This window comes from Variovorax sp. P2_H12, assembly GCF_056403395.1.
In genome coordinates, this window is sequence record NZ_JBFUFO010000039.1 from 1 (window position 1) to 26,479 (window position 26,479).

The 26,479-nt window shown below is 69.3% G+C and carries 21 protein-coding genes, 1 other RNA gene and 1 pseudogene; 9 read left to right on the plus strand and 14 right to left on the minus strand.

Translation table 11 applies throughout. The features are described 5' to 3' along the window. The 9 genes and pseudogenes from AC1DYK_RS27040 to AC1DYK_RS27080 form a co-directional block, all read right to left on the minus strand. Nucleotides 1-149 (minus strand): annotated as a pseudogene (locus tag AC1DYK_RS27040) (electron transfer flavoprotein subunit beta/FixA family protein); the annotation flags it as partial. A gap of 25 nt (nt 150-174) precedes the next feature. Continuing rightward, on the minus strand, nt 175-1,170 hold the full coding sequence (locus tag AC1DYK_RS27045; RefSeq protein WP_478169100.1) for a Bug family tripartite tricarboxylate transporter substrate binding protein: 996 nt from the start codon (nt 1,168-1,170) through the stop codon (nt 175-177). A gap of 37 nt (nt 1,171-1,207) precedes the next feature. Continuing rightward, a complete protein-coding gene (locus tag AC1DYK_RS27050; RefSeq protein ID WP_478169101.1) occupies nt 1,208-3,127 on the minus strand; it encodes an acyl-CoA synthetase in 1,920 nt (639 codons plus the stop codon). 66 nt (nt 3,128-3,193) lie between these two features. Beyond that, nucleotides 3,194-4,192, minus strand: coding sequence for a Bug family tripartite tricarboxylate transporter substrate binding protein (locus tag AC1DYK_RS27055; protein WP_478169102.1), 999 nt, complete (start codon nt 4,190-4,192; stop codon nt 3,194-3,196). Between the two features lie 19 nt (nt 4,193-4,211). Further along, complete coding sequence (locus AC1DYK_RS27060) at nt 4,212-5,411, minus strand: CaiB/BaiF CoA transferase family protein (protein ID WP_478169103.1); 1,200 nt, start codon at nt 5,409-5,411, stop codon at nt 4,212-4,214. Further along, the gene (locus AC1DYK_RS27065) at nt 5,408-6,547 is read right to left on the minus strand and encodes an acyl-CoA dehydrogenase family protein (RefSeq protein WP_478169104.1); all 1,140 of its coding nucleotides are present in this window, start codon (nt 6,545-6,547) and stop codon (nt 5,408-5,410) included. The genes AC1DYK_RS27060 and AC1DYK_RS27065 overlap by 4 nt, the downstream gene beginning before the upstream one ends. A 10-nt stretch (nt 6,548-6,557) precedes the next feature. Beyond that, nucleotides 6,558-7,766 (minus strand): acyl-CoA dehydrogenase family protein, encoded by a 1,209-nt coding sequence (locus tag AC1DYK_RS27070; protein WP_478169105.1) that lies wholly within the window; start codon nt 7,764-7,766, stop codon nt 6,558-6,560. 8 nt (nt 7,767-7,774) lie between these two features. Beyond that, complete coding sequence (locus tag AC1DYK_RS27075; RefSeq protein ID WP_478169106.1) at nt 7,775-8,965, minus strand: acetyl-CoA C-acyltransferase; 1,191 nt, start codon at nt 8,963-8,965, stop codon at nt 7,775-7,777. 29 nt (nt 8,966-8,994) lie between these two features. Continuing rightward, nucleotides 8,995-11,124: a 3-hydroxyacyl-CoA dehydrogenase NAD-binding domain-containing protein gene (locus AC1DYK_RS27080; RefSeq protein ID WP_478169107.1), complete on the minus strand. Its 2,130-nt coding sequence runs from the start codon at nt 11,122-11,124 to the stop codon at nt 8,995-8,997. 131 nt (nt 11,125-11,255) lie between these two features. Here AC1DYK_RS27080 and AC1DYK_RS27085 point away from each other — a divergent pair, with 131 nt between their 5' ends. From AC1DYK_RS27085 to AC1DYK_RS27110, 6 genes are all read left to right on the plus strand, one after another. Further along, nucleotides 11,256-12,173 (plus strand): LysR family transcriptional regulator, encoded by a 918-nt coding sequence (locus AC1DYK_RS27085; protein ID WP_478169108.1) that lies wholly within the window; start codon nt 11,256-11,258, stop codon nt 12,171-12,173. Then, on the plus strand, nt 12,170-13,210 hold the full coding sequence (gene pyrC, locus AC1DYK_RS27090; protein ID WP_478169109.1) for a dihydroorotase: 1,041 nt from the start codon (nt 12,170-12,172) through the stop codon (nt 13,208-13,210). The genes AC1DYK_RS27085 and pyrC overlap by 4 nt, the downstream gene beginning before the upstream one ends. 61 nt (nt 13,211-13,271) lie before the next feature. After that, a complete protein-coding gene (locus tag AC1DYK_RS27095) occupies nt 13,272-14,042 on the plus strand; it encodes an NYN domain-containing protein (protein ID WP_478169110.1) in 771 nt (256 codons plus the stop codon). Further along, nucleotides 14,039-14,848, plus strand: coding sequence for a DUF3025 domain-containing protein (locus tag AC1DYK_RS27100; protein WP_478169111.1), 810 nt, complete (start codon nt 14,039-14,041; stop codon nt 14,846-14,848). The genes AC1DYK_RS27095 and AC1DYK_RS27100 overlap by 4 nt, the downstream gene beginning before the upstream one ends. Nucleotides 14,849-14,901: 53 nt before the next feature. Continuing rightward, nucleotides 14,902-15,774 (plus strand): protease HtpX, encoded by an 873-nt coding sequence (gene htpX / locus AC1DYK_RS27105; RefSeq protein WP_478169112.1) that lies wholly within the window; start codon nt 14,902-14,904, stop codon nt 15,772-15,774. A gap of 185 nt (nt 15,775-15,959) precedes the next feature. After that, nucleotides 15,960-17,402 carry an amino acid permease gene (locus tag AC1DYK_RS27110; RefSeq protein WP_478169113.1) on the plus strand — a complete coding sequence of 481 codons (1,443 nt, stop codon included), beginning with the start codon at nt 15,960-15,962 and terminating at the stop codon, nt 17,400-17,402. Here the strand turns inward: AC1DYK_RS27110 and AC1DYK_RS27115 are convergent. After that, nucleotides 17,321-18,976, minus strand: a complete 1,656-nt coding sequence (locus tag AC1DYK_RS27115) for an NAD(P)/FAD-dependent oxidoreductase (RefSeq protein ID WP_478169114.1) — start codon at nt 18,974-18,976, stop codon at nt 17,321-17,323. The two genes, AC1DYK_RS27110 and AC1DYK_RS27115, sit on opposite strands and share 82 nt — an antisense overlap. 140 nt (nt 18,977-19,116) lie before the next feature. Continuing rightward, nucleotides 19,117-20,037, minus strand: a complete 921-nt coding sequence (gene cysK / locus AC1DYK_RS27120; protein ID WP_478169115.1) for a cysteine synthase A — start codon at nt 20,035-20,037, stop codon at nt 19,117-19,119. Between the two features lie 67 nt (nt 20,038-20,104). Here cysK and rnpB point away from each other — a divergent pair. Beyond that, nucleotides 20,105-20,441, plus strand: an RNA gene (gene rnpB / locus AC1DYK_RS27125) — RNase P RNA component class A. A gap of 104 nt (nt 20,442-20,545) precedes the next feature. Here rnpB and AC1DYK_RS27130 read toward each other — a convergent pair. Both AC1DYK_RS27130 and AC1DYK_RS27135 read right to left on the minus strand, forming a co-directional pair. Then, complete coding sequence (locus AC1DYK_RS27130) at nt 20,546-21,253, minus strand: RNA pseudouridine synthase (protein ID WP_478169116.1); 708 nt, start codon at nt 21,251-21,253, stop codon at nt 20,546-20,548. Further along, a complete protein-coding gene (locus tag AC1DYK_RS27135; RefSeq protein WP_478169117.1) occupies nt 21,250-22,896 on the minus strand; it encodes an MBL fold metallo-hydrolase in 1,647 nt (548 codons plus the stop codon). The genes AC1DYK_RS27130 and AC1DYK_RS27135 overlap by 4 nt, the downstream gene beginning before the upstream one ends. 125 nt (nt 22,897-23,021) lie before the next feature. Between AC1DYK_RS27135 and AC1DYK_RS27140 the strand changes: the two genes are divergently transcribed. After that, on the plus strand, nt 23,022-24,026 hold the full coding sequence (locus AC1DYK_RS27140; RefSeq protein ID WP_478169118.1) for a Bug family tripartite tricarboxylate transporter substrate binding protein: 1,005 nt from the start codon (nt 23,022-23,024) through the stop codon (nt 24,024-24,026). Nucleotides 24,027-24,308: 282 nt separating this feature from the next. Here AC1DYK_RS27140 and AC1DYK_RS27145 read toward each other — a convergent pair whose 3' ends face one another. Further along, entirely contained in the window at nt 24,309-24,827 is a 519-nt protein-coding gene (locus tag AC1DYK_RS27145) for a tetratricopeptide repeat protein (protein ID WP_478169119.1), read from the minus strand. Between the two features lie 235 nt (nt 24,828-25,062). On the opposite strand from AC1DYK_RS27145, the gene AC1DYK_RS27150 reads away from it, so the two are divergent. Beyond that, entirely contained in the window at nt 25,063-26,439 is a 1,377-nt protein-coding gene (locus AC1DYK_RS27150; RefSeq protein ID WP_478169120.1) for an NfeD family protein, read from the plus strand. Nucleotides 26,440-26,479: the final 40 nt, after the last annotated feature.

Here is a 26,479-nt window from a genome sequence, read left to right on the forward strand (position 1 = left end):
TTCAGGCGCACCGCCTCTTCGACCGCGATCTCGTCGAAGGGGTTCATGCTCATCTTCACGTTGGCAATGTCCACACCGGTGCCGTCGCTCTTCACGCGCACCTTGACGTTGTAGTCGACGACCCGCTTGACGGGGACAAGAATCTTCATGGGGGTTGCTCCTTCGGTTCTGAAATTATTCGAGCTTGGCGCCCGATTGCTTGATCAGGCGCTCCCAGACCGGGCGCTCCTGCTTGTAGGCGGCAGCGAAGGCCTCGGGCGAGCTGTCCTTGAGCTCGAAGCCCATCGCCGCGACTTTCGCCTGCACGTCGGGTTGCTGCGTCGCCTTGCGCACCTCGTCCGCGAGGCGCTGCACAACGGGCTTGGGCGTGTGGGCCGGCGCCGCGATGGCGAGCCAGCCGGTGACGCGGTAAGCCTCGTCCTTGAGGCCCTGCTCGGCCAGGGTCGGCACATTGGGCAGCGTGCTCATGCGGCGCTCGCCGGTCACGCCGATCGCCTTGAGCTTGCCGGCCTCGATGTGCGGCTTGGCCACCAGCGCGCTGGCATAGGCCATCTGGATCTGGCCGCCGATGAGGTCCTGCAGCATCGGCGCCTCGCCCTTGTAGGCCACGTGGTTCATGTCGGCTTGCTGGGTCAGGCTCATGTGGGCGCCGGCCAGGTGCGGGTAGGCGCCCACGCCGTAGGAGCCGTAGGCCACCTTGCCCTTGTTCGCGCTCACGTACTTGAGCAGCTCGGGGCCGGTCTTGGCCGGCACGCTCGGGTGCACCACCAGCACCAGCGGCGCCATCGCGATCTGGTAGACCAGCGTGAGGTCGCGCTGTGCGTCGTAGGGCAGCTTCTCGTACAGGAACTGGTTGGTCATGAGCGAATTGCTCAGCGACAGCACGATGGTGTAGCCGTCCGGCGCCGCCTTGGCGACCGCATCGGTGCCGATGATGCCGGCCGCGCCGGGCTTGTTGTCGATGATCACGGGCTGGCCCAGGCCGGCCGCCATCTTCTCGCCGATCACGCGCGCCAGCACGTCGGTGGCGCCGCCGGCCGCGAAGGGCACGACCATCTTGATCGGCTTGGTCGGATAGGTCTGCGCCTGGGCGGGCACGAGGGCGCACAGCGCGGCCGCCGAGGCGGCTGCGCAGAGCCATGCGCGGCGGTTCGAGGGTTGGGGGCTCATGGGGTGTCTCCGATTCATGGCTTGAGAAAAAAGGGGTCTATTGCAGGACGACCTGTGTCTTGAAGGGCAGCCGTCCCAGCGCCTGCTGCAATTGCTGCCGCAGCGGCTCGGCCTGCGGCCCGGCGGCCGAGGCGTCGACGATTACCTTGAGCGCGCTGTCGCCGTCGGCCTGCACCTGCGGCCGGGCCGCAGCGGCGATGCCCATGGCGGCGCAGGCCTCCTCGACCAGCGCCGCGGCCACCTGGCGTGCGGCCAGCGCGCGCAGTTCGGGCTTGTAGATCTTGCCGACATTGGTCATCGGCATGCTCTCGATCAGGGTCACCGAGCGCGGCTTGGCCGGTGCTTCGTCGACCCGTTCGGCCGTGAAGGCCAGCAGCTCGGACTCGGTCGCCGACGCGCCCGGCACCAGCGTCGCGAACACCACCGGGAGCTCGCCGGCGTAGGCGTCCGGCGCACCGACCGCGGCGCAGAGCTGCACCGCCGGATGGGCGCCGAGCGCGTCTTCGATCGTCTTCGGGTCGATGTTGTGGCCGCTGCGGATGATCAGGTCCTTCGAGCGGCCGCTGAGGTTGAGCCGGCCCTCACCGTCGATCCATCCGAGGTCGCCGGTGGCGAGCCAGCCGTCGGCCGTGAAGGCCTTCGCGTTGTCGGCCGGATCGACGAAGCCCGAGAACAGGTTGGGCGACTTGAACAGCACCATGCCCTGCTCGCCGGCCGGCAGGTCGCGCTCGCTGGCGTTGCCGTTCTCGTCGAGCGCCACGATGCGCAGCTGCGAGTAGGGCAGCCGGAAGCCGACGCAGCCCGCCGGGCCGACCACGCCGGGCGGCGTGATGGTCGAGATGCCGGCCATCTCGGTCATGCCCAGGCTTTCGTGCACGTGCAGGCCGAACAGGCGCTCGAAGCGCGCGGCGAGTTCCGGCGCCAGCACCGCGGCGCCGGTGCGGCAGTAGTTGATCGAGGAGATGTCGGCGCCCGCCAGCGGCACGTTGGCCAGCGCAGCCAGCACCGTGGGCACCGCCGACAGCGAGGTCGGACGGTATTTCTCGACCAGCCGCCAGTAGTTGGCCAGCACCTGCTTGTTGCGCAGCAGCGCGGTGGTCGGAACGATCACCTCGACGCCGGCCGACAGCGAGGCCAGCGACGCCGGCAGCACGCCGGCCACGTGGAACAACGGGTAGCCGTTGATCGACGCGTCCTTCGGGCCCTGGCCGGTCATGTTGACGCTGGCCCAGGCCGTGAACACCTGGGCGCCATGGCTGTGGCGCGCGAGCTTCGGCGCGCCGGTGGTGCCGCCGGTGTGAAAGTAGGCGGCGATGTCGTCCGGCGCGATGTCGCGGCCGCTCACCAGCCGGTCGTCGGGCTCGGCGGCGCGCAAGGCGGCGAAGTCGGCCACGCCATCGGGCAGGTCGCCGGCGCTGCCGGGCGCCTCGTCGTGCGGCGCCACGCGCAGCACGGTGGTCAGCGTCGGCACCTGGCCGCGCAGCCGCATGGCCTTGGCCCACATGCCCGAGTCGGCATCGCTGCCATAGGCGATCAGTACCTTGGCGCGGCCCGCGGTCATCAGCGCGACCAGCTTGTCGTCGGTCAGGAGCGGGTTCAGCGGCTGCACGATGCCGGCCGCCTCGCCGCCCCACAGCGCCAGGTGGTAGTCGAGGCAACCCGGCAGCAGCACGGCCACCGCGTCGTCGGGGCCGACGCCGAGACGGTGCAGCAGGTTCGCGGTCTGGTGGATGCCGGCCAGCAGTTGGGCGTAGGACCAGCGGATCGGCTCGTCGGCCGGGTCGCCGGTGCGCAGGAAGGTCAGCGCCGGCTTGTCGCCGAAGGCCGCGCCGGAGTTGCGGAAGATCTCGTAGGTGCTGCGCACCGTGAGCGCCTCGGCCAGCGGCGTGGCCTCGAGCCGTCGGATGTCATCGAGGCCGCGAATCGGAAACGATGCGCTGAAGGGCGCTGCACTCATGGTCCTGTCTCCTGCAAATGTCGTCCCGCGATCATGCGCCGGGCGGGCCGCGGCGCATACCGCCGGCTACTGGTTCTTGATGTTGTTGTCGCGGATCACCTTGCCCCAGCGCTCGTAGTCCTGGCGCATGCGCGCGGCCATCTGCTCGGGCGTCTGGAAGGCGGCGAAGGTGCCGACGCCTTCGAGCTTCTGCTGCACTTCCTTGTCGGCCAGCGCCTTCTGGAGCTCGGCATTCAGGCGGACGATCACGTCCTTGGGGGTTCCGGCCGGGGCCAGCATGCCGCCCCACGAGGTGGCGTCGAAACCGGGGAAGCCCTGCTCGGCCACGGTCTTCACGTCGGGCAGCAGGCTCAGCCGCTTGGACGAGCCGACCGCGATGGCGCGCAGCGTACCCGAGCGGATGTGCGGCAGCACCGCGATCAGGTCCGAGAACATCATCGGCACCTGGCCGCCGATCAGGTCGGTCACGGCCGGCGCGCTGCCGCGGTAGGGCACGTGCTGCATGTCGAAGCCGCCGGCGGTCTTGAGCATCTCGGTCGTCAGGTGGCCGAAGCTGCCGTTGCCGGCGGTCGTGTAGTTCAGCTTGCCGCCGTCGGCCTTGGCCCTGGCGATCAGCTGCGGCAGCCCCGTGACCTCGGGCATCGCCTTGGGGTTCACGACCATCACGATCGGCAGGTCGTAGGTGGTGCCGACGGGCGTGAAGCTCTTGAAGATGTCGTAGCTGGTGGGACCATAGAGGTGGCCCGCCAGCAGCGTCGGCGTGGCCAGCATCACGAGCGTGTAGCCGTCGGGTGCCGCCTTGGCCGCGGCGGCCGCGCCGATGGTGCCCGAGGCGCCGCCGCGGTTGTCGATCAGCACCGGCTGCTTGAGCCCGAGCGCCATCTTCTGGCCGATGATGCGGGTCGCGACGTCGGTCGGGCCGCCGGCCGGGAAAGGCACGATGATGGTGATCGGCTTGGCCGGAAAGGCCTGGGCGAAAGCAGTGCCCGCGATGAGCGGCAGTGCCAGGGCGAGCAGGGCGCGGCGCGCGGGGTTGCGCACGGAGGAAGCAAGGCGAGAGGACATCGGGATCGGTTCGATGGCGTCAGAGGACGCCGTTGGATTTCAGTTGGGAGAGCTTGTCGTCGGACAGCCCCAGCAGCGACTGCAGCACCTCGTGCGTGCCTTCGCCGAGCTGCGGCGGCGCGTTGCGCACCGGCAGCCGTTCGCCGTCGAAGCGATAGGGCGGCGCCAGCACGTTGACGCTGCCGGCCACCGGATGCGGCTGCGTGGTCACCAGGCCGCCATCGGTCGCGCGCTTCGAATTGAGCGCCTCGAGCAGGCCGAGCACCTCGCCGCAGGGAATGCCCGAGCGGGTCAGCTGGTCGAGCAGCGCGCGGCGCTTGCGCTTGCCGAGCTCGCGGTGGATCTCGGGCATCAGCGCCTCGCGGTTCGCCGCGCGCAGGATATTGGTCTTGAAGCGCTCGTCGGCCGCCAGGTCGGGCCGCTCGATGACGTCGGTGCAGAAGCGCGCGAACTGGCTGTTGTTGCCGACCGTGATCACCAGCGGGCCGTCTTCGGCGTCGAACACGCCATAGGGCACGATCGACGGATGGGCATTGCCGTAACGCGGCGGGTCCTCGCCCATCAGCAGCGCCTCGAGGCCGTAGTAGGCGGTGATCATCAGGCCGCAGTCGAACAGCGCCATCTCGACGTGGCGGCCACGGCCGGTCTTCTGGCGCTCGAACAGGGCTGCGAGGATCGCCTGCGCCGAGTACATGCCGGTGAACAGGTCGACCGCGGCGACGCCGAACTTCAGCGGCGGCTGGTCGGCCTCGCCGTTGAGCGCCATCAGGCCGGCCTCGCCCTGCACGACCAGGTCGTAGCCGGGGCGCGCGGCTTCGGGGCCGGTGCGGTCGTAGCCCGAGATCGAGCAATAGACCAGCCCCGGATTGAGCTCGCGCAGCGCCTCGTAGCCGAGGCCGAGCTTGTCGATGCCGCCGAACTTGAAGTTCTGGATCAGCACGTCGCTTTTCTTCGCCAGTTCGCGCACGATCTCCTGGCCTTCCGGCGTCTGCAGGTCGATGCCGATCGAACGCTTGTTGCGGTTGACGCTGTTGAAGTAGGCGGTCTCGGTGTTGCCGATGCGCAGGCCCCAGTCGCGCGTGTCGTCGCCGCGGGCCGGATGCTCGACCTTGATCACTTCGGCGCCGAGGTCCGCGAGCACCATGCCGCACCAGGGGCCGGCGAGGATGCGCGAGAGATCGAGCACGCGGACGCCCGCGAGCGGAAGGGTGCCGTTCATAGGGGGACCTCCCTGCCGAGTGCGATGTAGCGCTGCAGGTGATGGTCCTCGTCGCCCAGTTCATGGTCGATCATCACGAGCCGCTTGGCGTAGTGGGCCAGCGGCAGCTCCCAGGTCATGCCGATGCCACCGTGCAGCTGGATGCTCTCCTCGGCGACCAGCGTGCCGATGCGGCCGACGCTGAATTTGGCCGCCGACAGCGCGCGTTCGCGCGTGACGCGGTCGGCATCGATCGCCGCTGCCGCATTGATCACGGCCGAGCGCGCCTGCTCGATCTCCAGCAGCAGGTCGGCCATGCGGTGCTGCAGCGCCTGGAAGCTGCCGATCAGCAGGCCGAACTGCTTGCGCGTGCGCAGGTACTCGAGCGTGGCCGTCTTGGCCGCTTCCATGGCGCCCAGCGATTCCGCGCTGAGGGCCAGCAGACCGCGGCCGATGGCGCGCTCGAGCGTCGCGTGGCCCTGGCCTTCGGAGCCGAGCAGTGCGTCGGCGCCGAGCCTGAGCTGGTCGAAGGAGAGCTCGGCCACGCGGCCGCCGTCGATGGCCGGGCAGTCGCGCAGCACAAGGCCCGGCGTTGTCGCCGGCACCAGGAACAGCGAGATGCCGGCCTCGTCGTCGACCGCGCCCGAGGTGCGGGCCGAGACCACGAACAGCTGCGCCCGCGCGCCTTGCGGGACGACCGACTTGGCGCCGTTCAGCACCCAGCCGTCGCCGCTGCGTTCGGCGCGCGTCTGCACGCGGGCGAGTTCATAGTGACCCTCGGGCTCGTCATGCGCGAGCGCCGCGATGGTGGTGCCGCCGATGATCTCGGCCAGCAGGCCCTTCTGCGCCGCGTTGCCCGCGGTCGAGATCGCCTCGCCGGCCATCACGGCGCCCAGCAGCGGCTCGACCACCAGGCCGCGGCCCAGCGCCTCGAAGACCACGGCGATGTCGAAGCCGGCGCCGCCGAAGCCGCCATCGGCCTCGCTGAACAGCGCGCCGATCACGCCGAGCTCGGCGAACTGCCGCCAGATGTCGGTGCTGAAACCCTCGGGCGACCTGGCGATGCGGTCGCGCGTCTCGAAGGCGTACTGCTCGGCGATGAAGCGGTTCAGGCTGTCGGCGAGCATGCGCCGGTCTTCGGTGTGTTCGAAGTTCATGCCGTTTCCTTTACAGACCCAGAATCATCTTGCTGATGATGTTCTTCTGGATTTCATTGGAGCCGCCGAAGATCGACAGCTTGCGGTTGTTGAAGTAGCGGGCCGCCGCAGGGGCCGCATAGGCGGGGCCGAACGGAACGCCGTCGTGGCCTTCTTCCAGCGCCTCGGCCACGAAGGGCCGGGCGTACGGGCCCATCGCACGGCGCGCCAGCGAGGAGATCTCCTGGCGGATCTCGGTGCCGCGGATCTTGAGCATCGAGCTCTCGGCGCCCGGCACGCCGCCGCCGGCCACGGCCGCGATCACGCGCAGGTTGGTCGTCTTCATGTTCTCGAGGTCGATCTCGACGCGCGCCATGCGGGCGGCGAAGCTCGGGTCTTCGGCGAGCGGCCGGCCGTTCTTCATCTGCTTCGCGGCGATCGCCTTAAGCTGCTCCATCGCGGCCACCGAGAAGCCGACGCCGGCGATGTTGGTGCGCTCGTAGGTCAGCAGGAACTTGGCGCAGGTCCAGCCCTTGTCCTCCTCGCCGACCAGGTTCCCGGCCGGCACGCGGACGTCGGAGAAGAACACCTCGTTGACCTCGTGCTCGCCGTCGAGGGTGATGATCGGGCGCACCTCGACGCCGGGCGACTTCATGTCGATCAAGAGGAAGCTGATGCCCTCCTGCTTCTTGGCTTCGCGGTTGGTGCGCACCAGGCAGAAGATCATGTCGGCGTGCTGGCCCAGCGTGGTCCAGGTCTTCTGGCCGTTGACGAGGTAGTGATCGCCCTGGGCGTCGATGCCGCGCACGGCCGAGGTCTTGACCGAGGCCAGGTCGGAACCCGCGCCGGGCTCCGAGTAGCCCTGGCACCACCAGTCGGAGCCGTCGAGGATGCGGGGCAGCCAGTGGCGCTTCTGCGCCTCGTTGCCGTACTTGATCAGTACCGGGCCGAGCATGTTGACGCCGAAGGGCACGATGCGCGGCGCATGGGCCAGCGCGCATTCGTTCTCGAAGATGAACTTCTCGACCGCGGTCCAGCCCGGGCCGCCGTACTGTTCGGGCCAGTGGTTGGCGAGCCAGCCGCGCGTGTTCAGGATGGCGTGCCATTCCTGCATGTCGGCCTTGGAAAGATGCTTGCCGGTCGCGACCTTGGCCGAAAGGCGTACGGGCAGCTTGTCGGCCAGGAAGGCGCGCACTTCACTGCGGAAGGCCTCTTCTTCGGGGGTGAAGTTCAAGTCCATGACGAGTCTCAGTAGATTTCGAACAGGCCTGCCGCGCCCATGCCGCCGGCGATGCACATCGTGACCACGGCGTACTTCGCGCCGCGCCGCTTGCCTTCGATCAGCACGTGGCCCGCGAGCCGCGCGCCGGTCATGCCGAACGGGTGGCCGATGGAGATCGCGCCGCCGTCGACGTTGAGCCGCTCGGACGGAATGCCCAGCTTCTCCTGGCAGTAGATCGACTGCGAGGCGAAAGCCTCGTTGAGTTCCCACAGGTCGATGTCGTCGACCTTGAGGCCGTGGCGCGCCAGCAGCTTGGGCACCGCGAACACCGGGCCGATGCCCATCTCGTCGGGCTCGCAACCGGCCACGGCGAGGCCGCGGAAAGCGCCGAGCGGCTTGAGGTTGGCGCGTTCGGCGTCCTTGGCTTCCATCAGCACGCAGGCCGAGGCGCCGTCCGAGAGTTGCGAGGCATTGCCCGCGGTGACGAACTTGTCCGCGCCCATCACGGGCTGCAGCTTGGCGAGCGCCTCGTAGGTGGTGCCGCGGCGGTTGCAGTTGTCTTCCGTGGCAGTGACTTGGGCGTGCGTGACGGCCTTGGTCTCCTTGTCGGTCACGGCCATCGTGGTGGTGCAGGCCACGATCTCTTCCTTGTAGCGGCCGGCGAGTTGCGCCTCTTCGGTCTTGCGCTGGCTCTCGGCCGAGAAGCGGTCCTGCGTCTCGCGGCCGATGCCGTAGCGCTGGGCCACGATGTCGGCGGTCTCGATCATCGCCATGTAGAGCGCGGGCTTGTGTTCCTGGATCCACGGGTCGATGCCGCTGTCGCCGGCGTCGGTGGCGCTGCGGCTGCGGATCTGCGAGATGCTCTCGACGCCGCCGGCGATCATCGCCGGGGCGCCGTCGACCACGATGCGGCCCGCGGCCATCGCGATCGCCTGCAGGCCCGAGGCGCAGAAGCGGTTGACCGTGGTGCCGGCGATCGAGATCGGCAGGCCGGCGCGGATGATGCTCTGGCGCGCGATGTTGCGGCCGGTGGTGCCTTCGGGGTAGCCGCAGCCGAGGATCGCGTCCTCGATCAGCGCCGGATCGAGCCCCGAGCGCTCGACCGCGGCGCGCACCGCGAAGGCGGCCAGCGTGGCGCCGGAGGTGATGTTGAATTCGCCGCGGTGCGCCTTGGTGAGCGGGGTGCGGGCGGTGGAAACGATGACGGCTTCGCGCATGGGGTGTCTCCTGGGACGGGTTTGGGCGTTTACTCGGATTGATTCAGGCTGGCGAAATCGGCGCCGCGTTCGACCAGCTCGACCAAGAGCGGCGAGGGCTTCCAGAACACCGGGTCCTGCTGGGCGAATTCGCGGATGTCGGCCAGCACCTTCGGCAGGCCCACCATGTCGGCGTACTTCATGGGCCCGCCGCGAAAGCGCGGGAAGCCGTAGCCGTAGAGGAAGGTGACGTCGACGTCGAGCGGCCGCAGCGCGATGCGCTGGTGCACCACGTTGGCGCCCTCGTTGATCATCGCGGCCATGTAGCGGCGCATGATCTCGTCGTCCGTGAAGCTGCGCGGCGTGACGCCGGCGCGCTGGCGCTCGGCGTCGATGATCGCCAGCACCTCGGGGTCGGGCGAGCCGGTGCGGGCGCCCTCCGGGTAGAGGTAGTAGCCGCGCTGGGTCTTCTGGCCGAACCAGCCGCGCTCGCAGATGCGGTCGGCCACCTGCACGTAGCGCGCCTTCGGGTCGCGCGTGGCGGCCTTGCGCTTGCGCGTGGCCCAGCCGATGTCGCCGCCGGCCAGGTCGGCCACCTGGAACGGGCCCATCGGGTAGCCGAAGTCGCGCACCGCCTGGTCGATCTGGTAAGGCGAGGCGCCGTCTTCCATCATGTGGTCGGCCGCCTGGCGATAGACCGCGAGGATGCGGTTGCCGATGAAGCCGTCGCAGACGCCGGCGCGCACCGGCACCTTCTTGAGCTTCTTCGCCAGTTCGAAGCCGGTCGCGACCACGTCGGCGCTGACCTTGGCGGGCACCACGATCTCGAGCAGCTTCATGATGTTGGCCGGCGAGAAGAAGTGCAGGCCCACCACGTCGCCCGGGCGCGAGACGCTGGCCGCGATCTCGTCGATGTCGAGGTAGGAGGTGTTGGTGGCCAGCACGGCGCCGGGCTTGCAGACCCGGTCGAGTTCGGCGAAGACGGCCTTCTTGACGCCCATGTCCTCGAACACGGCCTCGACCACGATGTCGACCTGCGCCAGGGCGTCGTAGGCGGTCGAGCCCGAGAAGCGCGCCATGACCGCGGCCTTGGCCTCGGCCGTCATGCGGCCCTTCTGGATCAGGCCGTCGTAGACCTTCTCGACGTTGGCGCGCCCGCGCGCGAGCTGCGCTTCGTCGCGCTCGATCATCGTGACCGGCATGCCGGCGTCGAGCATCGCCACCGCGATGCCGGCGCCCATGGTGCCGCCGCCGACGATGCCGGCCGAATCCAGGGCGCGCGGCCTGGCGGCCCTGGTCTCGGGCGCCTTCAGCACCTCGCGCTCGGCGAAGAAGGCGTGGATCAGGCCGGCGCGCTGCGGGCTGTCGATGCACTGCAGGAAGAGCTTGCGCTCCAGCGCCATGCCGTCGGCGAAGGGTTGCGTGAGCGCGGCTTCCACGGCTTCGATGATCTTCATCGGCGAGAACAGGCCGCGGCTCTTCTTCGCGGTCTCGGCGCGCGCGGCATCGAGCGCGGCGCGGCTGGCTTCGGTGTCGGCCAGGGCCCCGGCATCGCGCGTGCGGCGCACGGGCGCCTTGGCGGCCACCAGCTCCTGCGCGTAGGCCAGGCCCGGGGCCAGGGCCTCGCTGCCTTCGGCCAGCCGGTCGATCAGGCCCAGCGCCAGCGCTTCCTTGGCGCTGGCGTGGCGGCCGCTCAGGATCAGGTCGAGCGCAGCCTTGGCGCCGATCAGGCGCGGCGCACGCTGGGTGCCGCCCGAGCCGGGCAGCAGGCCGAGCGCGACTTCGGGCAGGCCGAGCTTGGCCGAGCCCACCGCCAGGCGGTAGTGCGCCGACAGCGCGATCTCCAGTCCGCCGCCGAGGGCCGCGCCCTGGATCGCGGCCACCACGGGCTTGCTGCAGTTCTCGATGGCCGCGCACACCTCGGGCAGCGAGGGCGGCTGCGGCGTCTGGCCGAACTCGCGGATGTCGGCGCCGGCGATGAAATTGCGCCCCGCGCCCACGATCAGCACCGCCTTGGCGCCGTCGTCGGCTTCGGCGGCGGCGATCGCCGCGGCCAGCCCGCGCCGGACGTCGACGCCGAGCGCATTCACCGGGGGGTTGTCGATCGTGACGACCAGCACGTTGGCTTGACGCTCGAAGCGCACGGTCGCGGACGCAGGAAGGGTGGGAGAGATGGCCATGGTGATTGTCTCCGTGAGCGAACCGGAACGGTTCCTTGAGGGTGAGCCCGGCATTCTTGATCCGGGCCGCCGCTTTGACAATTGCATTGCCGATTGACAGACTGTCAAAGAAGTTTTGACAAAATGGCCTCATGGACCTGCAATCGCTGACCCTCCTTGTCGAAATCCTCGACGCCGGCAACCTGAGTGCCGCCGCGCGCCGCCTCAACATGAGCCGCGCCAACGTCAGCTACCACCTGAACCAGCTCGAGCGCTCGGTCGGCGCGCAGCTGGTGCGGCGGACCACGCGGCGGGCCGAGGCGACCGAGATCGGCCTGCGGCTGTACCAGCACGGCCTGGCCATCCAGGGCGAGCTGCTGGCGGCGAAGGAATCGGTGACCACGCTGGGCCAGGGGCTGCAGGGCCGCGTGCGGCTCAGCGTTCCGAGCGGCTACGGCCAGCTCGTGATGTCCGGCTGGCTGATTGCCTTCAAGCGCCTGTACCCGGGCATCGTGCTCGACGTGCTGTTCGAGAACCGCATCGAGGACCTGCTGCGCGACGAGGTCGACATCGCGATCCGCGTCATGGCCGAGCCGCCGCAGAACCTGGTGGCGCGCGAGCTCGGCCCGGTGCGCTACGTGGCCTGCGCATCGCGCGGCTACGCCGAGGCGCATGGGCTGCCGACCCAGCTCGACCAGTTGCAGGGGGCGCCGGTCGTGACCTCGGCGGTGATCGGCCGGCAGCTGCGCGTGTCGGCCTACCAGGGCGAGGAGCGGCGCGAGGTAATCCTCGAGCCGACGCTGATCTCGGAGAACTTCCTGTTCCTGCGCCAGGCCGTGCTCGCCGGCCTGGGCATCGGGCTGGTGCCCGACTACGTGGTGCAGGACGACCTGCAGCGCGGGGAGGTCGTGACCACGCTGGACGACTGGCGGCTCAGCATCTTCGGCACCGGGATGTACATGCTCTACATGCCGAACCGGCAGCACACGCGGGTGGCGCGGACCTTCATCGATTTCATTCTGGAGCGGGTGCGGGGCGCGGCGACCACGATGGGACAATCGGCGCCATGACCACCCCTGCCGACACCCTCACGATCACCCGCCCCGACGACTGGCATCTCCACGTGCGCGATGGCGCCGCGCTCCAGGCCGTGGTGCCGCACTCGGCACGCCAGTTCGGCCGCGCGTTGATCATGCCCAACCTGCGCCCGCCGGTGACCACCGCGCAGCAGGCGCTGGACTACCGCGCCCGGATCCTCGAAGCGGTGCCGGCCGGCCTGCGCTTCGAGCCCGTGATGTCGCTCTACCTGACCGACAAGCTGCCGCCCGAGGAGATCGAGCGCGCCGCGGCGGCCGGGGTTCGAGCCCTCAAGCTCTACCCCGCCGGCGCCACCACCAACAGCGATGCCGGCGTGACCGACATCAAGAAGACCTACGCCACGCTCGAGGCGATGCAAAAGCACGGCCTGCTGCTGCTGGTGCACGGCGAGGTCACCGACCCGGCGGTCGACCTGTTCGACCGCGAGGCGGTGTTCATCGACCGCGTGATGATCCCGCTGCGGCGCGACTTCCCCGAGCTGAAGGTGGTGTTCGAGCACCTGACCACGAAGGAGGGCGCCCACTACGTGCGCGACGCGAGCCGCTTCACGGCCGCCACCATCACGCCGCACCATCTGCTCTACAACCGCAATGCGATCTTCACCGGCGGCATCCGGCCACACTACTACTGCCTGCCGGTGCTCAAGCGCGAGAGCCACCGCATCGCGCTGGTCGAAGCGGCCACCAGCGGCAGCGACCGCTTCTTCCTCGGCACCGACAGCGCGCCGCATCCTGCGCACCTGAAGGAGCATGCGCTGGGCTGCGCCGGCTGCTACACCGCGCTGACGGCGCTCGAGCTGTATGCCGAGGCCTTCGACAACGCCGGCGCGCTCGACAAGCTCGAGGGCTTCGCCAGCTTCCACGGCGCGGATTTCTACGGCCTCCCGCGCAACACCGACCGCGTGACGCTGCGGCGCGAAAGCTGGACCGTGCCCGAGACCGTGCCTTACGGCGATGCGACCTTGAAGCCCCTGCGTGGCGGCGAGACCGTGGCCTGGAGGCTCGCATGAGCGCCGCGCCGGGCCGCCCCAAGCAAGCTCGCACCGCAGTGCGCAGCACGGAGGTACTCCAATGAGCCGTACGGCCGCTCCGCGCGTGATCTTGCTGGTCGACGCCGACAACGTGTCGTCCGACGTCATCGAACAGGCGGTGGAGCGCACCCTGTCCGAGCACGGCGCCGTGCACGTGCGCCGCGCCTACTGCAATGCCGAGACCGCGCTCAAGCAGCAGGCGCTCTTCAAGCGGCTGTCGATGCGGCCGATGGTCAATCTGTCGGCCGGCAAGAACAGCACCGACATCGCGCTCGCGGTCGATGCCATCGACCTGGTGATCGCGGAACGGCCGGACATCGTCGTGCTGGTGTCCTCCGATTCCGACTTCGCGCCGCTGGTGATCCGGCTGCGCGAAAAGGGCTGCCGCGTCTGCGGCATCGGCCAGCAGGGCAAGACCGGCGACGAGACCGTGGCCGTCTACGACAGCTTCGTCGACCTGCAGCACCATCCGGCACCCAAGGCGACCAAGGCCCGCGCGGCGGCGGTGGCCAAGCCGGCCGCCAAGCGCGCCGCGCGCGCCCCCCGGCGCACCAAGGCCGAGGCGCCCGCACCAGCCCCTCGCGCACCGGTGCTGCCCGACGACGTGCTGCGCATCCTCGACGCGGTGGTCGAGCTCGGCATGGGCAACAAGGTCGAACTCAATGTCGCGGCCGAGCGACTGCGCGCCGCGAAGCTGCTCGGCAAGAGCGCGAGCTCGCCCAAGCTGTTCAAGAAGCACCCCGAGCTGTTCCTGCTGACACCCGAGAAGACGCCGAACAAGGTGCAGTACGTCGGCCCGATGCCGGCGTGAATCCGGTGGCCGGCGGCGTGATCGTCGATGCCTCGCCGCCCTGGCTGGCGCCCCTGGCGCCGTGCGCGCAACGGGTGGCCGCGAAGACCGCAGCCGGCGACAGCGTGGCCCGTGCGCTGTCGGCCGAGCCGGTGGCCATCGAACTGCCCGCCGGGCCGCTGAGCTTCGTGCCCGGCGACAGCGCGGCGCCGGGCGAAGCCTACGAGGCCTTCATCTTTCGCACCGCCTGCGTGCCGACGCGCGACAACCTGCACGATCTTCTCAATGGCCTGGTCTGGCTGCACTTCCCGCGCGCCAAGCGCCGCCTGAACGAACTGCAGGCCGCCGAGATCGCGCGCACCGGCATCGGCGGCACGCGGGGCCCGCTGCGCGATGCGCTGACCCTCTTCGACGAGAACGGCGCCGTGCTCGACGCGCCGCCGGCCCTGTGGGAGGCACTGGTCGCCCGCGACTGGCAGCAGCTCTTCGTCACGCGGCGCAGCCTGTGGCGCGAAGCGCGGCTGCTGGTGTTCGGCCACGCGCTGCTCGAAAAACTGCACACGCCCCGCAAGGCGGTCACGGCGCATGTGCTGGTGCCGTCGGGCGCGAACCCCTCGCTCGCGATCAGCGACGCTTCGATCGCGGCCGCCCTGGACGCCGGGCACCTCGCCACCAAGCCCTTCGTGCCGCTTCCGGTGCTCGGCGTGCCCGGCTGGTGGCCGCCCAACGAGAACTTTTCCTTCTATGATGACTCGGAGGTTTTCCGACCTCGCAGGGTTCCACAACCAAAGCCAACCAAACCGGCCCTGCAGCCTGGCTCCGCTTGAAGCGGGCCGCCCCGTCCCATCTGTACACGTCGTTTCCCCACGGAGAATCCAACTTGAAACGCATCCTTCTGTTTGTCCTGACCAACGTCATGGTGGTCGCTGTTCTGGGCGTGGTCGCCAGCCTGCTGGGCGTCAACCGCTTCCTCACGGCCAACGGGCTCAACCTCGGCGCGCTGCTCGGCTTCGCGCTGATCATGGGCTTCGGCGGCGCGATCATCTCGCTGCTCATCAGCAAGCCGATGGCCAAGTGGTCGGCCGGCGTGCGGATCATCAACGTCCCGCAGTCGCCCGACGAGGCCTGGATCGTGCAGACCGTGCGCAACTTCGCCGACAAGGCCGGCATCGGCATGCCCGAGGTCGGCATCTTCGAAGGCGACCCGAATGCCTTCGCCACCGGCGCGTTCAAGAACTCCTCGCTGGTCGCCGTCTCGACCGGCCTGCTGCAGAACATGACGCGCGAAGAGGTCGAGGCCGTGATCGGCCACGAAGTGGCGCACGTGGCCAACGGCGACATGGTCACCATGACCCTGATCCAGGGCGTGATGAACACCTTCGTCGTGTTCCTGTCGCGCGTGATCGGCTATGCGGTCGACAGCTTCCTGCGCCGCGACGAGCGTTCGTCGGGCCCCGGCATCGGCTACTTCGTGACCACCATCGTGCTCGACATCGTGCTCGGCTTCGCCGCCGCCATCGTGGTGGCCTGGTTCTCGCGCCAGCGCGAATACCGTGCCGATGCCGGCGCCGCCCAGCTCATGGGCCGCAAGCAGCCGATGATGAACGCGCTGGCGCGCCTGGGCGGCCTGACGCCCGGCGAGCTGCCGAAGTCGGTCGAGGCCATGGGCATCACGGGCAAGCTCGGCAGCCTGTTCGCGACGCACCCGCCGATCGAGCAACGCATTGCGGCGCTGCAGAACTCTCAGGTCTGAGACGCTCACGCCCGCCAGGAAGCCGCCTTCGGGCGGCTTTTTTGCGTCGGACGATTCCGCATCTTCTTCTGTCTTGGCTGATTCCGACGTTTGCCTGATCCAGGCGCGGCGATAGCTCTTAGGGTCGCACCTACGCCATCCCGCCTCGGGTTGCGCGGCAGAGAAAGAACGGAGAGAGACAACCCATGGATTCGACCGAGCATTTCCAGCGCGTCGTCGCGCAAGAAGAAGGCCTGCGGCGCACCTTGACCGGCGCGCAGATGGCCATGATCGCCATCGGTGGCGCCATCGGCACCGGGCTTTTCATGGGCAGCGGATTCGCCATCGGCTTCGCTGGCCCCAGCGTGATCCTCAGCTACGCGATCGGGGCGGTGATCGCGCTGCTGCTGATGGGCTGCCTGGCCGAGATGACCGTGGCCCATCCCACGCCCGGCTCCTTCGGCGCCTTCGCCGACTACTACGTGAGTCCGTGGGCCGGTTTCCTGGTCCGCTACGCCTACTGGGCCTCGATCGTGCTGGCCATCGGTGCCGAGGTCACGGCGGTGGCGATCTACATGCAGTACTGGTTTCCAAGCTCGCCGGCCTGGGTCTGGATCCTGGCCTTCGCGGGCAGCCTGGTGTTCGTGAACGCACTCAGCGTGAACGTGTTCGGCTTTGTCGAATACTGGTTCTGCATGATCAAGATCGCCGCCATCGCGGCCTTCATCCTGGTCGGGGCCTATGTGGTGTACGGCGCGCCGATCGGCGGCGACATCGGCTTCCGGAACTACGTGGTCCACGGCGGCTTCTTTCCCAAGGGGATCTGGGGCACCTGGGTGGCCGTGATCGTCGCGATCTTCAGCTACCTCAGCATCGAGATGATCGCGGTTGCCGCCGGCGAGGCCCGGGAGCCCGAGAAGGCCGTCACCAGCGCCTTCCGCGGCGCGATGGTGCGGCTGGTCGTGTTCTACCTGTTGACCCTGACGCTGATGCTGGCCATCGTGCCATGGACCGAGGCCGGCAGCGCCAAAAGCCCCTTCGTGCAGGCCATGGAGGCGGTGCGCATCCCGGGCGCCGCCCACATCATCAATTTCGTGGTGCTGATCGCGGCCCTGTCGGCCATGAACAGCCAGCTCTACATCACGACCCGGATGATGTTCAGCCTGTCGCGCGGCGGCTATGCCTCGCCGGTGCTGGGCGCCCTCAACGCGCAGGGCGTGCCGGTGAATGCGCTGGGCCTGTCGTGCATCGGCATCGCAGTCGCGGGAGCGCTCAGCGTGGTCTACAAGGAAGCGTCGTTCATGCTGATGATGGCGGTCTCGATGTTCGGTGCGCTGTTCACCTGGATGATGATCTTCATCACGCATTTCTTCTTCCGCCGCCGCTGGGTGCGCGACGGCAATCCGCGCCTGGCGTTCCGGATGTGGGCTTTCCCGTGGTTGACCCTGCTCGGCGCGGCGCTGATGCTGGCCGTCATGGCGACGACGCTGTTCACGGCCGAATTCAGGGCCACGCTGTGGACAGGGGTCCCCTTCCTGCTCCTGCTTTCCGCGGTGTACTGGTGCTTCTACCGCGACACGACGGCGCGGGCCACGGCCTCCGCGACCTTGATACCGTCCACACCCGCCGACAGGATCCCGCCGGCATAGCTCGCGCCTTCGCCGGCCGGGTACAGGCCGCGCACGTTGAGGCTCTGGAAATCCTCGCCGCGCGTGATCCGGATCGGCGACGAGGTGCGGGTCTCGACGCCGGTCAGCACCGCGTCGTGCAGGTCGAAACCCTTGATCTTGCGGCCGAAGGCCGGAAAGGCCTCGCGCATGGCCTCGATCGCGTAGCCGGGCAGCGCGCCGTGCAGGTCGCCCGGCGTCACGCCCGGCTTGTACGAGGGCAGCACGCTGCCGAGCGCCGTGGAGGGCCGGCCGGCGATGAAGTCGCCCACCAGCTGGGCCGGCGCACGGTAGTCGCCACCGCCGAGCACGAAGGCGTTCGATTCCAGCGTGCGCTGCAGCTCGATGCCGGCCAGCGGCGATCCGGCGCGGCCCTCGCCCCAGCCCGGGAAGTCGCCGGGTTCGATGCCCACCACGATGCCCGCATTGGCGTTGCGCTCGTTGCGCGAATACTGGCTCATGCCGTTGGTCACGACCCGGCCCGGTTCGCTGGTCGCGGCCACCACGGTGCCGCCCGGGCACATGCAGAAGCTGTAGACCGAGCGGCCGTTGCTCGCGTGGTGCACCAGCTTGTAGTCGGCCGCGCCCAGGAGCGGGTGGCCGGCATGGCGGCCCCAGCGCGCGCGGTCGATCAGGCCTTGCGGATGCTCGACCCGGAAGCCGATCGAGAAGGGCTTGGCCTCGATGTGCACGCCGCGCGCGTGCAGCATCTCGAAGCTGTCGCGCGAGCTGTGGCCCAGCGCCATCACGACATGGTCGGCGCGCAGCTCGCTGGTCTGGCCGGTGCGCTGGTCGAGCACGACCAGGCCGCGCAGGTGTCTGCCTTCCGGTCCGTCCTCGATCAGCACGTCACTCACGCGCTGCTCGAAGCGGATCTCGCCGCCCAGCGCCGTGATCTGCTCGCGCATGTGCTCCACCACCTTCACCAGCTTGAAGGTGCCGATGTGCGGGTGCGCCACGTAGAGGATCTCGGGCGGCGCGCCGGCCTTGACGAACTCTTCCATGACCTTGCGGCCGAGGAAGCGCGGGTCCTTGATCTGGCTGTAGAGCTTGCCGTCGGAGAAGGTGCCGGCGCCGCCTTCGCCGAACTGCACGTTCGACTCCGGGTTCAGCACGCTCTTGCGCCACAGGCCCCAGGTGTCCCTGGTGCGCTGGCGCACGGTCTTGCCGCGCTCGATCACGATCGGCTTGAAGCCCATCTGGGCCAGCAGCAGCGCGCAGAAGATGCCGCAGGGGCCGAAGCCCACCACCACGGGCCGCAGCGGCAGCTCGGCCGGCGCCTGCGCCGGGGCGTGCCACGCCATGTCGGGCGTCGGTCCGATGCGCGGGTTCTCCGCGAACCTGGCCAGCAGGCTGGCCTCCAGCGCGGGGTCGGACAGCGCCACGTCGACGATGTAGACCTGCAGCAGGTCGACCTTGCGGGCGTCGAAGCTGCGCTTGAAGACCTTGTGCTCGGCCAGGGCCGCGGCGGGGACGCCGAGGATCCCGGCGATGGCCTGGAGCAGCGCCGCGTCGTCGTGGGCGAGCGGCAGTTTGATTTCAGAGATTCTCAGCATGTCGTGGGCTTGTGTTTATCAAGCAGGGACGCCGATTATCGCAACGCCGCCCGGGCCGCGGCGCGGCGCCTCCAGTCCTCCAGTCAGTTGTGGGCGGAGCAAGAACCGCTGCGCGGTTTCTTGGTCTGTCCCGCAATGTCTCACGAGGGCAGGAAACCGTCGACCGACAGGTAGCGCTCGCCGGTGTCGTAGTTGAAGCCCAGGACCACCGCGTCGGCGGCCAGCGAGGGCAGTTTCTGCGCGATCGCGGCCAGGGTGGCGCCGGACGAAATCCCGACCAGCATGCCTTCCTCGCGCGCACAGCGGCGCGCCATTTCGCGCGCCGGCTCGGCATCGACCTGGAGCACGCCGTCGAGCAGGTCGGTGTCGAGGTTCTTCGGGATGAAGCCGGCGCCGATGCCCTGGATCGGGTGCGGCGCGGGCGGGCCGCCGGAGATCACCGGCGAGGCCACCGGCTCGACCGCGAAGACCTTGAGCTTCGGCCACTTCTTCTTGAGCACGCGGGCGCAGCCGGTGATGTGGCCGCCGGTGCCCACGCCGGTGATCAGCACGTCGATGCCGCCCGGGAAATCGGCCGCGATCTCCTCGGCCGTGGTGCGCACGTGCACGTCCACGTTGGCCGGATTGTCGAACTGCTGCGGCATCCAGGCGCCGGGCGTGCCGGCGACGATCTCCTCGGCCCGTGCGATCGAGCCCTTCATGCCCTTCTCGCGCGGCGTCAGGTCGAAGCTGGCGCCGTAGGCCAGCATCAGGCGGCGGCGCTCGACCGACATGCTGTCGGGCATCACCAGCACCAGCTTGTAGCCCTTGACCGCCGCCACCATCGCCAGGCCGATGCCGGTGTTGCCGGAGGTGGGCTCGACGATGGTGCCGCCGGGCTTCAGCGCGCCCGAGCGTTCGGCATCCTCGACCATCGACAGGGCGATGCGGTCCTTGATCGAGCCGCCCGGGTTGGCGCGCTCCGACTTGATCCAGACTTGCTGCGTCGCGTGGCCGAAGAGGCGCTGGATGCGCACATGCGGCGTGTTGCCAATGGTTTGGAGGATGGTGTCTGCTTTCATGCGGTCTCCTTGGGGCTGGCCCCGGCTGAACGAAAAGGGAGCGCCATTGTGGCGATAATCGACGGGTGAAGCGCGCCGGACCGCCGCTGGTGCAAGTCTCGAAAGAGCGCACTGGAGGAACGTCCGGACTGCACAGGACAGCGCAGGAGCTAACGGCTCCCCACCGCGAGGTGAGGATCAGAGCAACAGAGACGAGTCGGCCGGGGGCAACCCCGGTCGGGTGAAACGGGCAATCTCTGCGCGCAGCAACACCAAGTAGGCCAGCGTCGATGTGGTTCCGCAGAGCTGGCGGGTAGGTGGCATCGAGCCGTTTGGCGACAAACGGCCCAGAGTAATGGCGGTCACGCTGGGGTCTCGCAAGAGGCTTCAGTGCACAGAATCCGGCTTACAGGCGCGCTTCACACTTTTTTCGCTCGCCCCCAGGTTGGCTCACTTCGTGTAGCCGCCCACCCCCGACCGGAGGCGGCCCGGCGCGGCGGGCCCCACGAAGGGAGCGTGCCTCGACGGGTCAGAAGCGTTCGTTGGGCGTCAGGTAGCGCCACTGGCCGGCCAGCAGGCCCGACAGCGGCACGCGGCCGATTCGGATGCGCTTCATGGCCAGGATCTGCAGGCCGGCGTCGTCGCAGAGGTGGGCGATCTGGCCCGGGCGGGGGCCCTTGAGGGCGAAGCGCAGGCCGGTGTGGCCTTCGGCCTGCTGGCCGATGCTGACGCGGGCCGGGCCGCGCTCGAAGCGCGCCAGCGTCTCGGGGCCGACCGGGCCGGCGACGTCGACCATGACCTCGTGCTCGAGGACGCCGGCGTCCTCCTGCAGCTTGCGCTCGATGCGCCACTCCTGCGTGAACACCACCAGGCCGCTGGCGCCGGTCTCGAGCGGCGTCATGCAGCGCTGCGCCGCCACGTGGCGCGGCAGGAAGCGCAGGCCGGCGCGCTCGGGCTCGTGATGGTTGGCGGCCAGCAGCAACCGGTGCGCGTGGTCGGTCGGCGTGCCGGCGGGCTTGTGCAGCAGCAGCGTGACCGGCACCACCGGTTCGGGCCGGGCGCCGGCCTCGATCTCGACCTGCTGGTGCGGCAGCACGCGCGCCTGCGGCAACAATGCCGGCTCGCCATCGACGCGCACCGCGCCGTTCTCGATCAGGAGTTCGGCCTCGCGCCGCGAACAGCCTGCCAGCGCCGCCACCCGCTTGGCCAGGCGGATGCCCTCGTCCGCATCTTTCATGGCTGGGTCGTCTGGCGTATGCGCTCGACGTGTGCCGCCAGCGAACGCGCGGCCACCGGCCACATGCGTTCGGGGACGTCGTCGTAGGCCAGCGGCAGCCATTCCTCGGGCGTGCCCTCGGGCCGCTGGCGCATCGCGGCGGCGATCTTGGCCTCGCGCCGCAGGCGGTGCGCCTTCAGGTGGGCGATGGCCGCGCGGGCGTCGCCCAGCACATAGCCGTGCGCGGGCAGGATGAAGCCGACGCCGCCTTCGGCACAGGCGGCGTCGAGCTTGTCGAGCGAGTCGAGGTAGGCGTTCATGTTGCCGTCCGGCGGATCGACCACGGTGGTGCTGCCGTTCAGGATGTGATCGCCCGAGAACAGCAGTCCGTCTTCCTCGAGCAGCAGGCACAGGTGATTGGCCGCGTGGCCGGGCGTGTGGATCACGCGCAGCGTGTGAACGTCCAGCACCAGGCGCTCGCCGTCCTGCAGCACCCGGTCGGGCGTGAAGCGGGCGCTGGCGCGTGCGGTCGGCGCCGACGGCATGCCGAGGATCGGCGGCAGGTTCTTGCACAGCTGCTGCAGCGGCAGGGCGCCGGGCGAGTGGTCCGGGTGCGAATGGGTGCAGACGATCAGACGGATGTCGCCGCCGGTCGCTTGCCACAGCCGGCCGATGTGGTCGACGTCGTTCGGCCCCGGGTCGATCACGATGTAGCCGGTGGCCGCATCGCCCACGATGTAGCTGTTGGTGCCGGGGCCGGTCATCGCGCTCGGGTTGGGCGCGGTCAGGCGCTGCACGTTCTTCAGCAGCGGCACCGCGCGCTCGCTCTGCCAGTCGAGCGCGTGGACGATCTGGCCGTCGGGGCTGACCAGAGCGAGCTCGCCGAACGGCGACTCGGTTTCCATGTAGCGGGCTTCCTGTCCGGCCAGCCAGCCTGCGCGCGGACAACTGGTCCACAGCGGACCTTCGCCCGCATCGCGGTGGCCGCAGGCGTCGAGCACGGCGGCGACCGTCGGGTAGGCGGCCAGCCGCTCGAGCGTGCGCACGGTCGGGAAGATCATGAAGAAGCTGCCCGCCGCATGGCGCGCCAGCGCATCGGCCGGCCGGACCCAGCAGGGTTCGAACTGCTCGGTCTCGTCGGCCGTCGGCGTCTGGCCTTCGGGCATGGGGGCGACCAGGAAGGGCACGTCGAAGCGCTTGGGCAGGTCGCGGTCGGTGATCCAGTGCGCGAAGGTGAACACCTTGTCGGTCGACAGCAGCAGGCCGCGCGCCGCGCACTGGTCGGCGAAGGCGACGGTGGTGCTGGCGGTGCTGCGGTCCATGGCGGCGACTTCCTCGGCGCTCACCGGGCGGCCGTCCGGAAAGTGGGCCAGCAGCACGCCGAGTTCCTCGAAGCTCTCGCGGATCGCGGCGATCGCCTGGGTGAGCTGAGCCTCGCCCTGGGTGGGGCGGCGCGTTGCGATGGCGCGCGCGGTGGCGTCGCCTTCGTCGATGCGTCCGCCCGGGAACACGTAGGCGCTGGGCGCGAAGCTGGCGCTGGCGGAGCGCCGGGTCATCAGCACTTCGATGCCTTCGGGCGTGTCGCGCAGCAGAAGCACGGTCGCGGCGGCGCGCACGGGCGCCGCTTCGCGTTGGGGGTGGAGCAGTTGGGTGGGGCGTACCATGGGTCGAGATTATCGGGAGATCGGCGAACCCGCGTGCAAAGGCGGCGGCGCATAAGCTTCTACACGAATCCCCATGAGCAAAGCGCCACAATCCGGACCTGCCCATTTCGTCACCAGAGATCGCCATGCCCAGCTCTTCTTCAGGCCCCCTGCGCCATCTTGCCGCGTGGTCGGCGCTCGCCCTCTGGGCCCTCGCGCCGGTCGCTTCCGCCCAGCCGGACTGGCCGCACCAGCCGATCACGATGATCATGGGCTTCCCGGCCGGCTCGGGCGTCGACGTGGTGGCGCGGGCGATCCAGGAGCCGCTGCAGCAGAAGCTCGGCCAGCCGGTGGTGATCGACTACAAGTCCGGCGCCGCCGGCAACATCGCGAGCGAATACGTGGCGCGCGCCCGGCCGGATGGCTATACGCTGGCCTTCGGCACCGCGGCCACGCACGGCAGCAATGCGGCGCTCTACAAGAAGCTGCCCTTCGATGTCGAGGCCGACTTCATCCCGGTGGCGCCGGTGCTCGATGTCTCGAACGTGCTCACGATCAACCCGGACGTGATCAACGTGAAGACCCTGAAGGAATTCGTCGAGCTCGTGAAGGCCCATCCGGGCAAGTACAACTACGCCTCCACCGGCAACGGCGCCGGCACCCACATGGCGTTCGCGGAGTTCAACTCGCGCCTGGGCCTGGACATGGTGCATGTGCCCTACAAGGGCGGGCCGGAGGCCATCACGTCGGTGGTGCGCGGCGAGACCTGCTGCATCATGAACCAAGTGCAGACCGTGCTGCCGCAGTACAAGGCCGGCAAGGTGCGGCTGCTGGCCGTCACCACCGCCAAGCCGGTGGCCGCCATCAAGGAGGTGCCGACCATCGCCTCGAGCGGGATCCCGGGCGCCCAGGGCTTCGACAGCTCGATCTGGTTCGGCATCTTCGCGCCCAAGGGCACCGACCCGCGCGTCGTCGAAAAGCTCAACGCCGCCATCGCGTCGGTGCTCGAGCAGCCCGAATTGCGCGAACGCTTCGAAAGCCAGGGCAACACGGTGCGCATCGAGTCGCCGGCGCAGTTCAAGCAGACCGTCCACGCCAACCGCGTGAAGTGGGCCGAGGTCGCCAGGGCGGCGAACATCCAGATAGATTGAGCTCGCCCCCAGGTTGGCTCACTTCGTGTAGCCGCCCACCCCCTACCGGGGGCGCAGTCAGCGGCCCGGCGAAGCCGGTTCCGCGACTGCCCACGAACAGGCGCGCTGCGCGCAGCCGTAGAAAACCCCAGCGCCGATTGCCTTGGCCGGCGCAGCCAGGCCCGTTGGTGGAACACCGCGGAACCGGCTTCGCCGGGCCGCTGGTGTTGCCCCCGGTAGGGGGTGGGCGCCCGGACACGAAGTGCCGGGCAACCTGGGGGCGAGCCCAATGACAGGGGCGAGCTAAGTCTTGTTTCGCTTGTAGGTCTCGATCTTCTCCTTCAGCTCCGTGTACTGCTCGCAAGGCAGCCAGCAGAGCTTGTTGAGCGCCTTCAGATGCACTTCGGCATCTTCGAGACGTCCCACCTGGAGATAGGCTTCGCCCATGTATTCGTGGGCGTCCCGATGGCGGGGATTGATCTGCAGGGCTCTTTCGTAGTGCTTGAAGGAGTTGTCCATGTCGCCCATGTGCCGGTAGGCGAAACCCAGCAGGTTCCAGGCGTCCGCGTTGTTCGGATCGGTCTGGATCACCAGGGTCAGCCGCCCGACGGCGTCGGTCCACTGCTCCGCCTTGATGGCGGCTTCTCCGGCGCGGTAGTTCGGGTCGACGTTCTTCACTTCGGTACCGCCGCCCCCGCCGCCTCCGCCGCCTCCGCCGCCTCCGCCGCCTCCGCCGCCTCCGCCGCCTCCGCCGCCCGCAGGCCATGCCGGAAAGCTCAGGAAGACGAGGCACGCGGCTGCCGCCAATGCTCTCTTTCGCATGATGAGTGCTCCTAGATCGTTGCTTCCCAGCCCTCGCCTTGTGAGTAGTCCGCCAGTTCGCCCCGGCTGAATTCGATCTCCGCGGCGCGCGGGTGTCAACACGCAGCCGCATAGACAACTCGCGTCCATGGTGTTTGGCCGCCCCGGTTGTCTCCTGGTTTCCTGAATGCCCGCGATGTGACAGCGCTCGGCCCGATCCCTAGAATGAGCAATGGCGTACGCCAGAACATGGTTGGTGGGACTGGTCCTCCTTGCCTGCGCGGTGGGAGCGGCCCATGCCCAAGCCGTGCCTGCCACCGCCGCCTCGGCCGACGCCTCTTCCGCCGGGCAAGCCGGCACGGTCGTCCTGATGGAGGTCGACGGCGCGATCGGCCCCGCCGCCGTCGACTACCTGCACCGCGGACTCAGGCTGGCCGACCACGAGCATGCCCGGCTCGCGGTGATCCTGCTCGACACCCCCGGCGGTCTCGACAGCTCGATGCGCCGCATCATCAAGGACATCCTCGCTTCCCCGGTTCCGGTGGCGACCTTCGTGGCGCCGGACGGAGCCCGCGCCGCCAGCGCAGGCACCTACATCCTCTATGCCAGCCAGATCGCGGCCATGGCGCCCGCCACCAACCTCGGTGCCGCGACGCCGGTCGAGATCGGCATGCCGACACCGACGGCCCCGACGGCCAAGCCTGACGGCCAGGGCGCCGGGGCGGCGCCGGATGCCATGGCGGCCAAGCGCCTGGCCGACGCCTCGGCCTACATCCGCAGCCTGGCGCAGCTGCGCGGGCGCAACGCCGACTGGGGCGAGCAGGCGGTGCGCGAATCCGTCAGCCTGTCGGCTTCGGAGGCGCTGGAGAAGAACGTCATCACGCTGATCGCGCTCGACGTCGCCGACCTGCTGCGGCAGGTCGACGGCCGCGAGGTGCGCACCCCGCTGGGCGATGTGCGGCTGGAGACGCGGCACGCCCAGGTGCTGGTGTTCGACGCCGACTGGCGCAGCCGCCTGCTGTCGGTGGTCACCGAGCCCAGCCTTGCGCTGGTGTTGCTGATGGTGGGCATCTACGGCCTGCTGTTCGAGTTCTCCAATCCGGGCTTCGTGCTGCCCGGCGTGGTGGGCGCGATCTGCCTGTTGCTGGCGCTGTACGGGCTGCAGATGCTGCCGGTCAACTATGCCGGCCTGGGGCTGATCTTCCTCGGCGTGGCCTTCCTGATCGCCGAGGCCTTCCTGCCGACCTTCGGTGTGCTGGGGATTGGCGGCATCGCGGCCTTCTCGATCGGCGCCGTGCTGCTGATCGACAACGACGCCCCGGGCTTCGGCGTGCCGCTGTGGCTGATCGCCGTGCTGGCCGCGGCCTCGGCGGTCTTCATCCTCGTGGTGGCCGGCATCGCCGCGAAGAGCCGGCGGCGGCCGCAGGTGGTCGGCGTCGCGACGCTGGTGGGCGCCACCGGCGAACTGGTCGAGTTCGCCAACGGCGAAGGCTGGGCCCAGATCCAGGGCGACTACTGGAAGGTGAGCGGCGCGGACGGCCTGCGTCCGGGGCGGCGCATCCGCGTGACCCGCGTGCAGGGGCTGGCCCTGCAGGTGGCCGAAGACAACCCGGAGGGCCCGGCAAGGGCTTGAACCATGTTCTTCAACTTCAGTGTCGTCCTGGTGGCGCTCC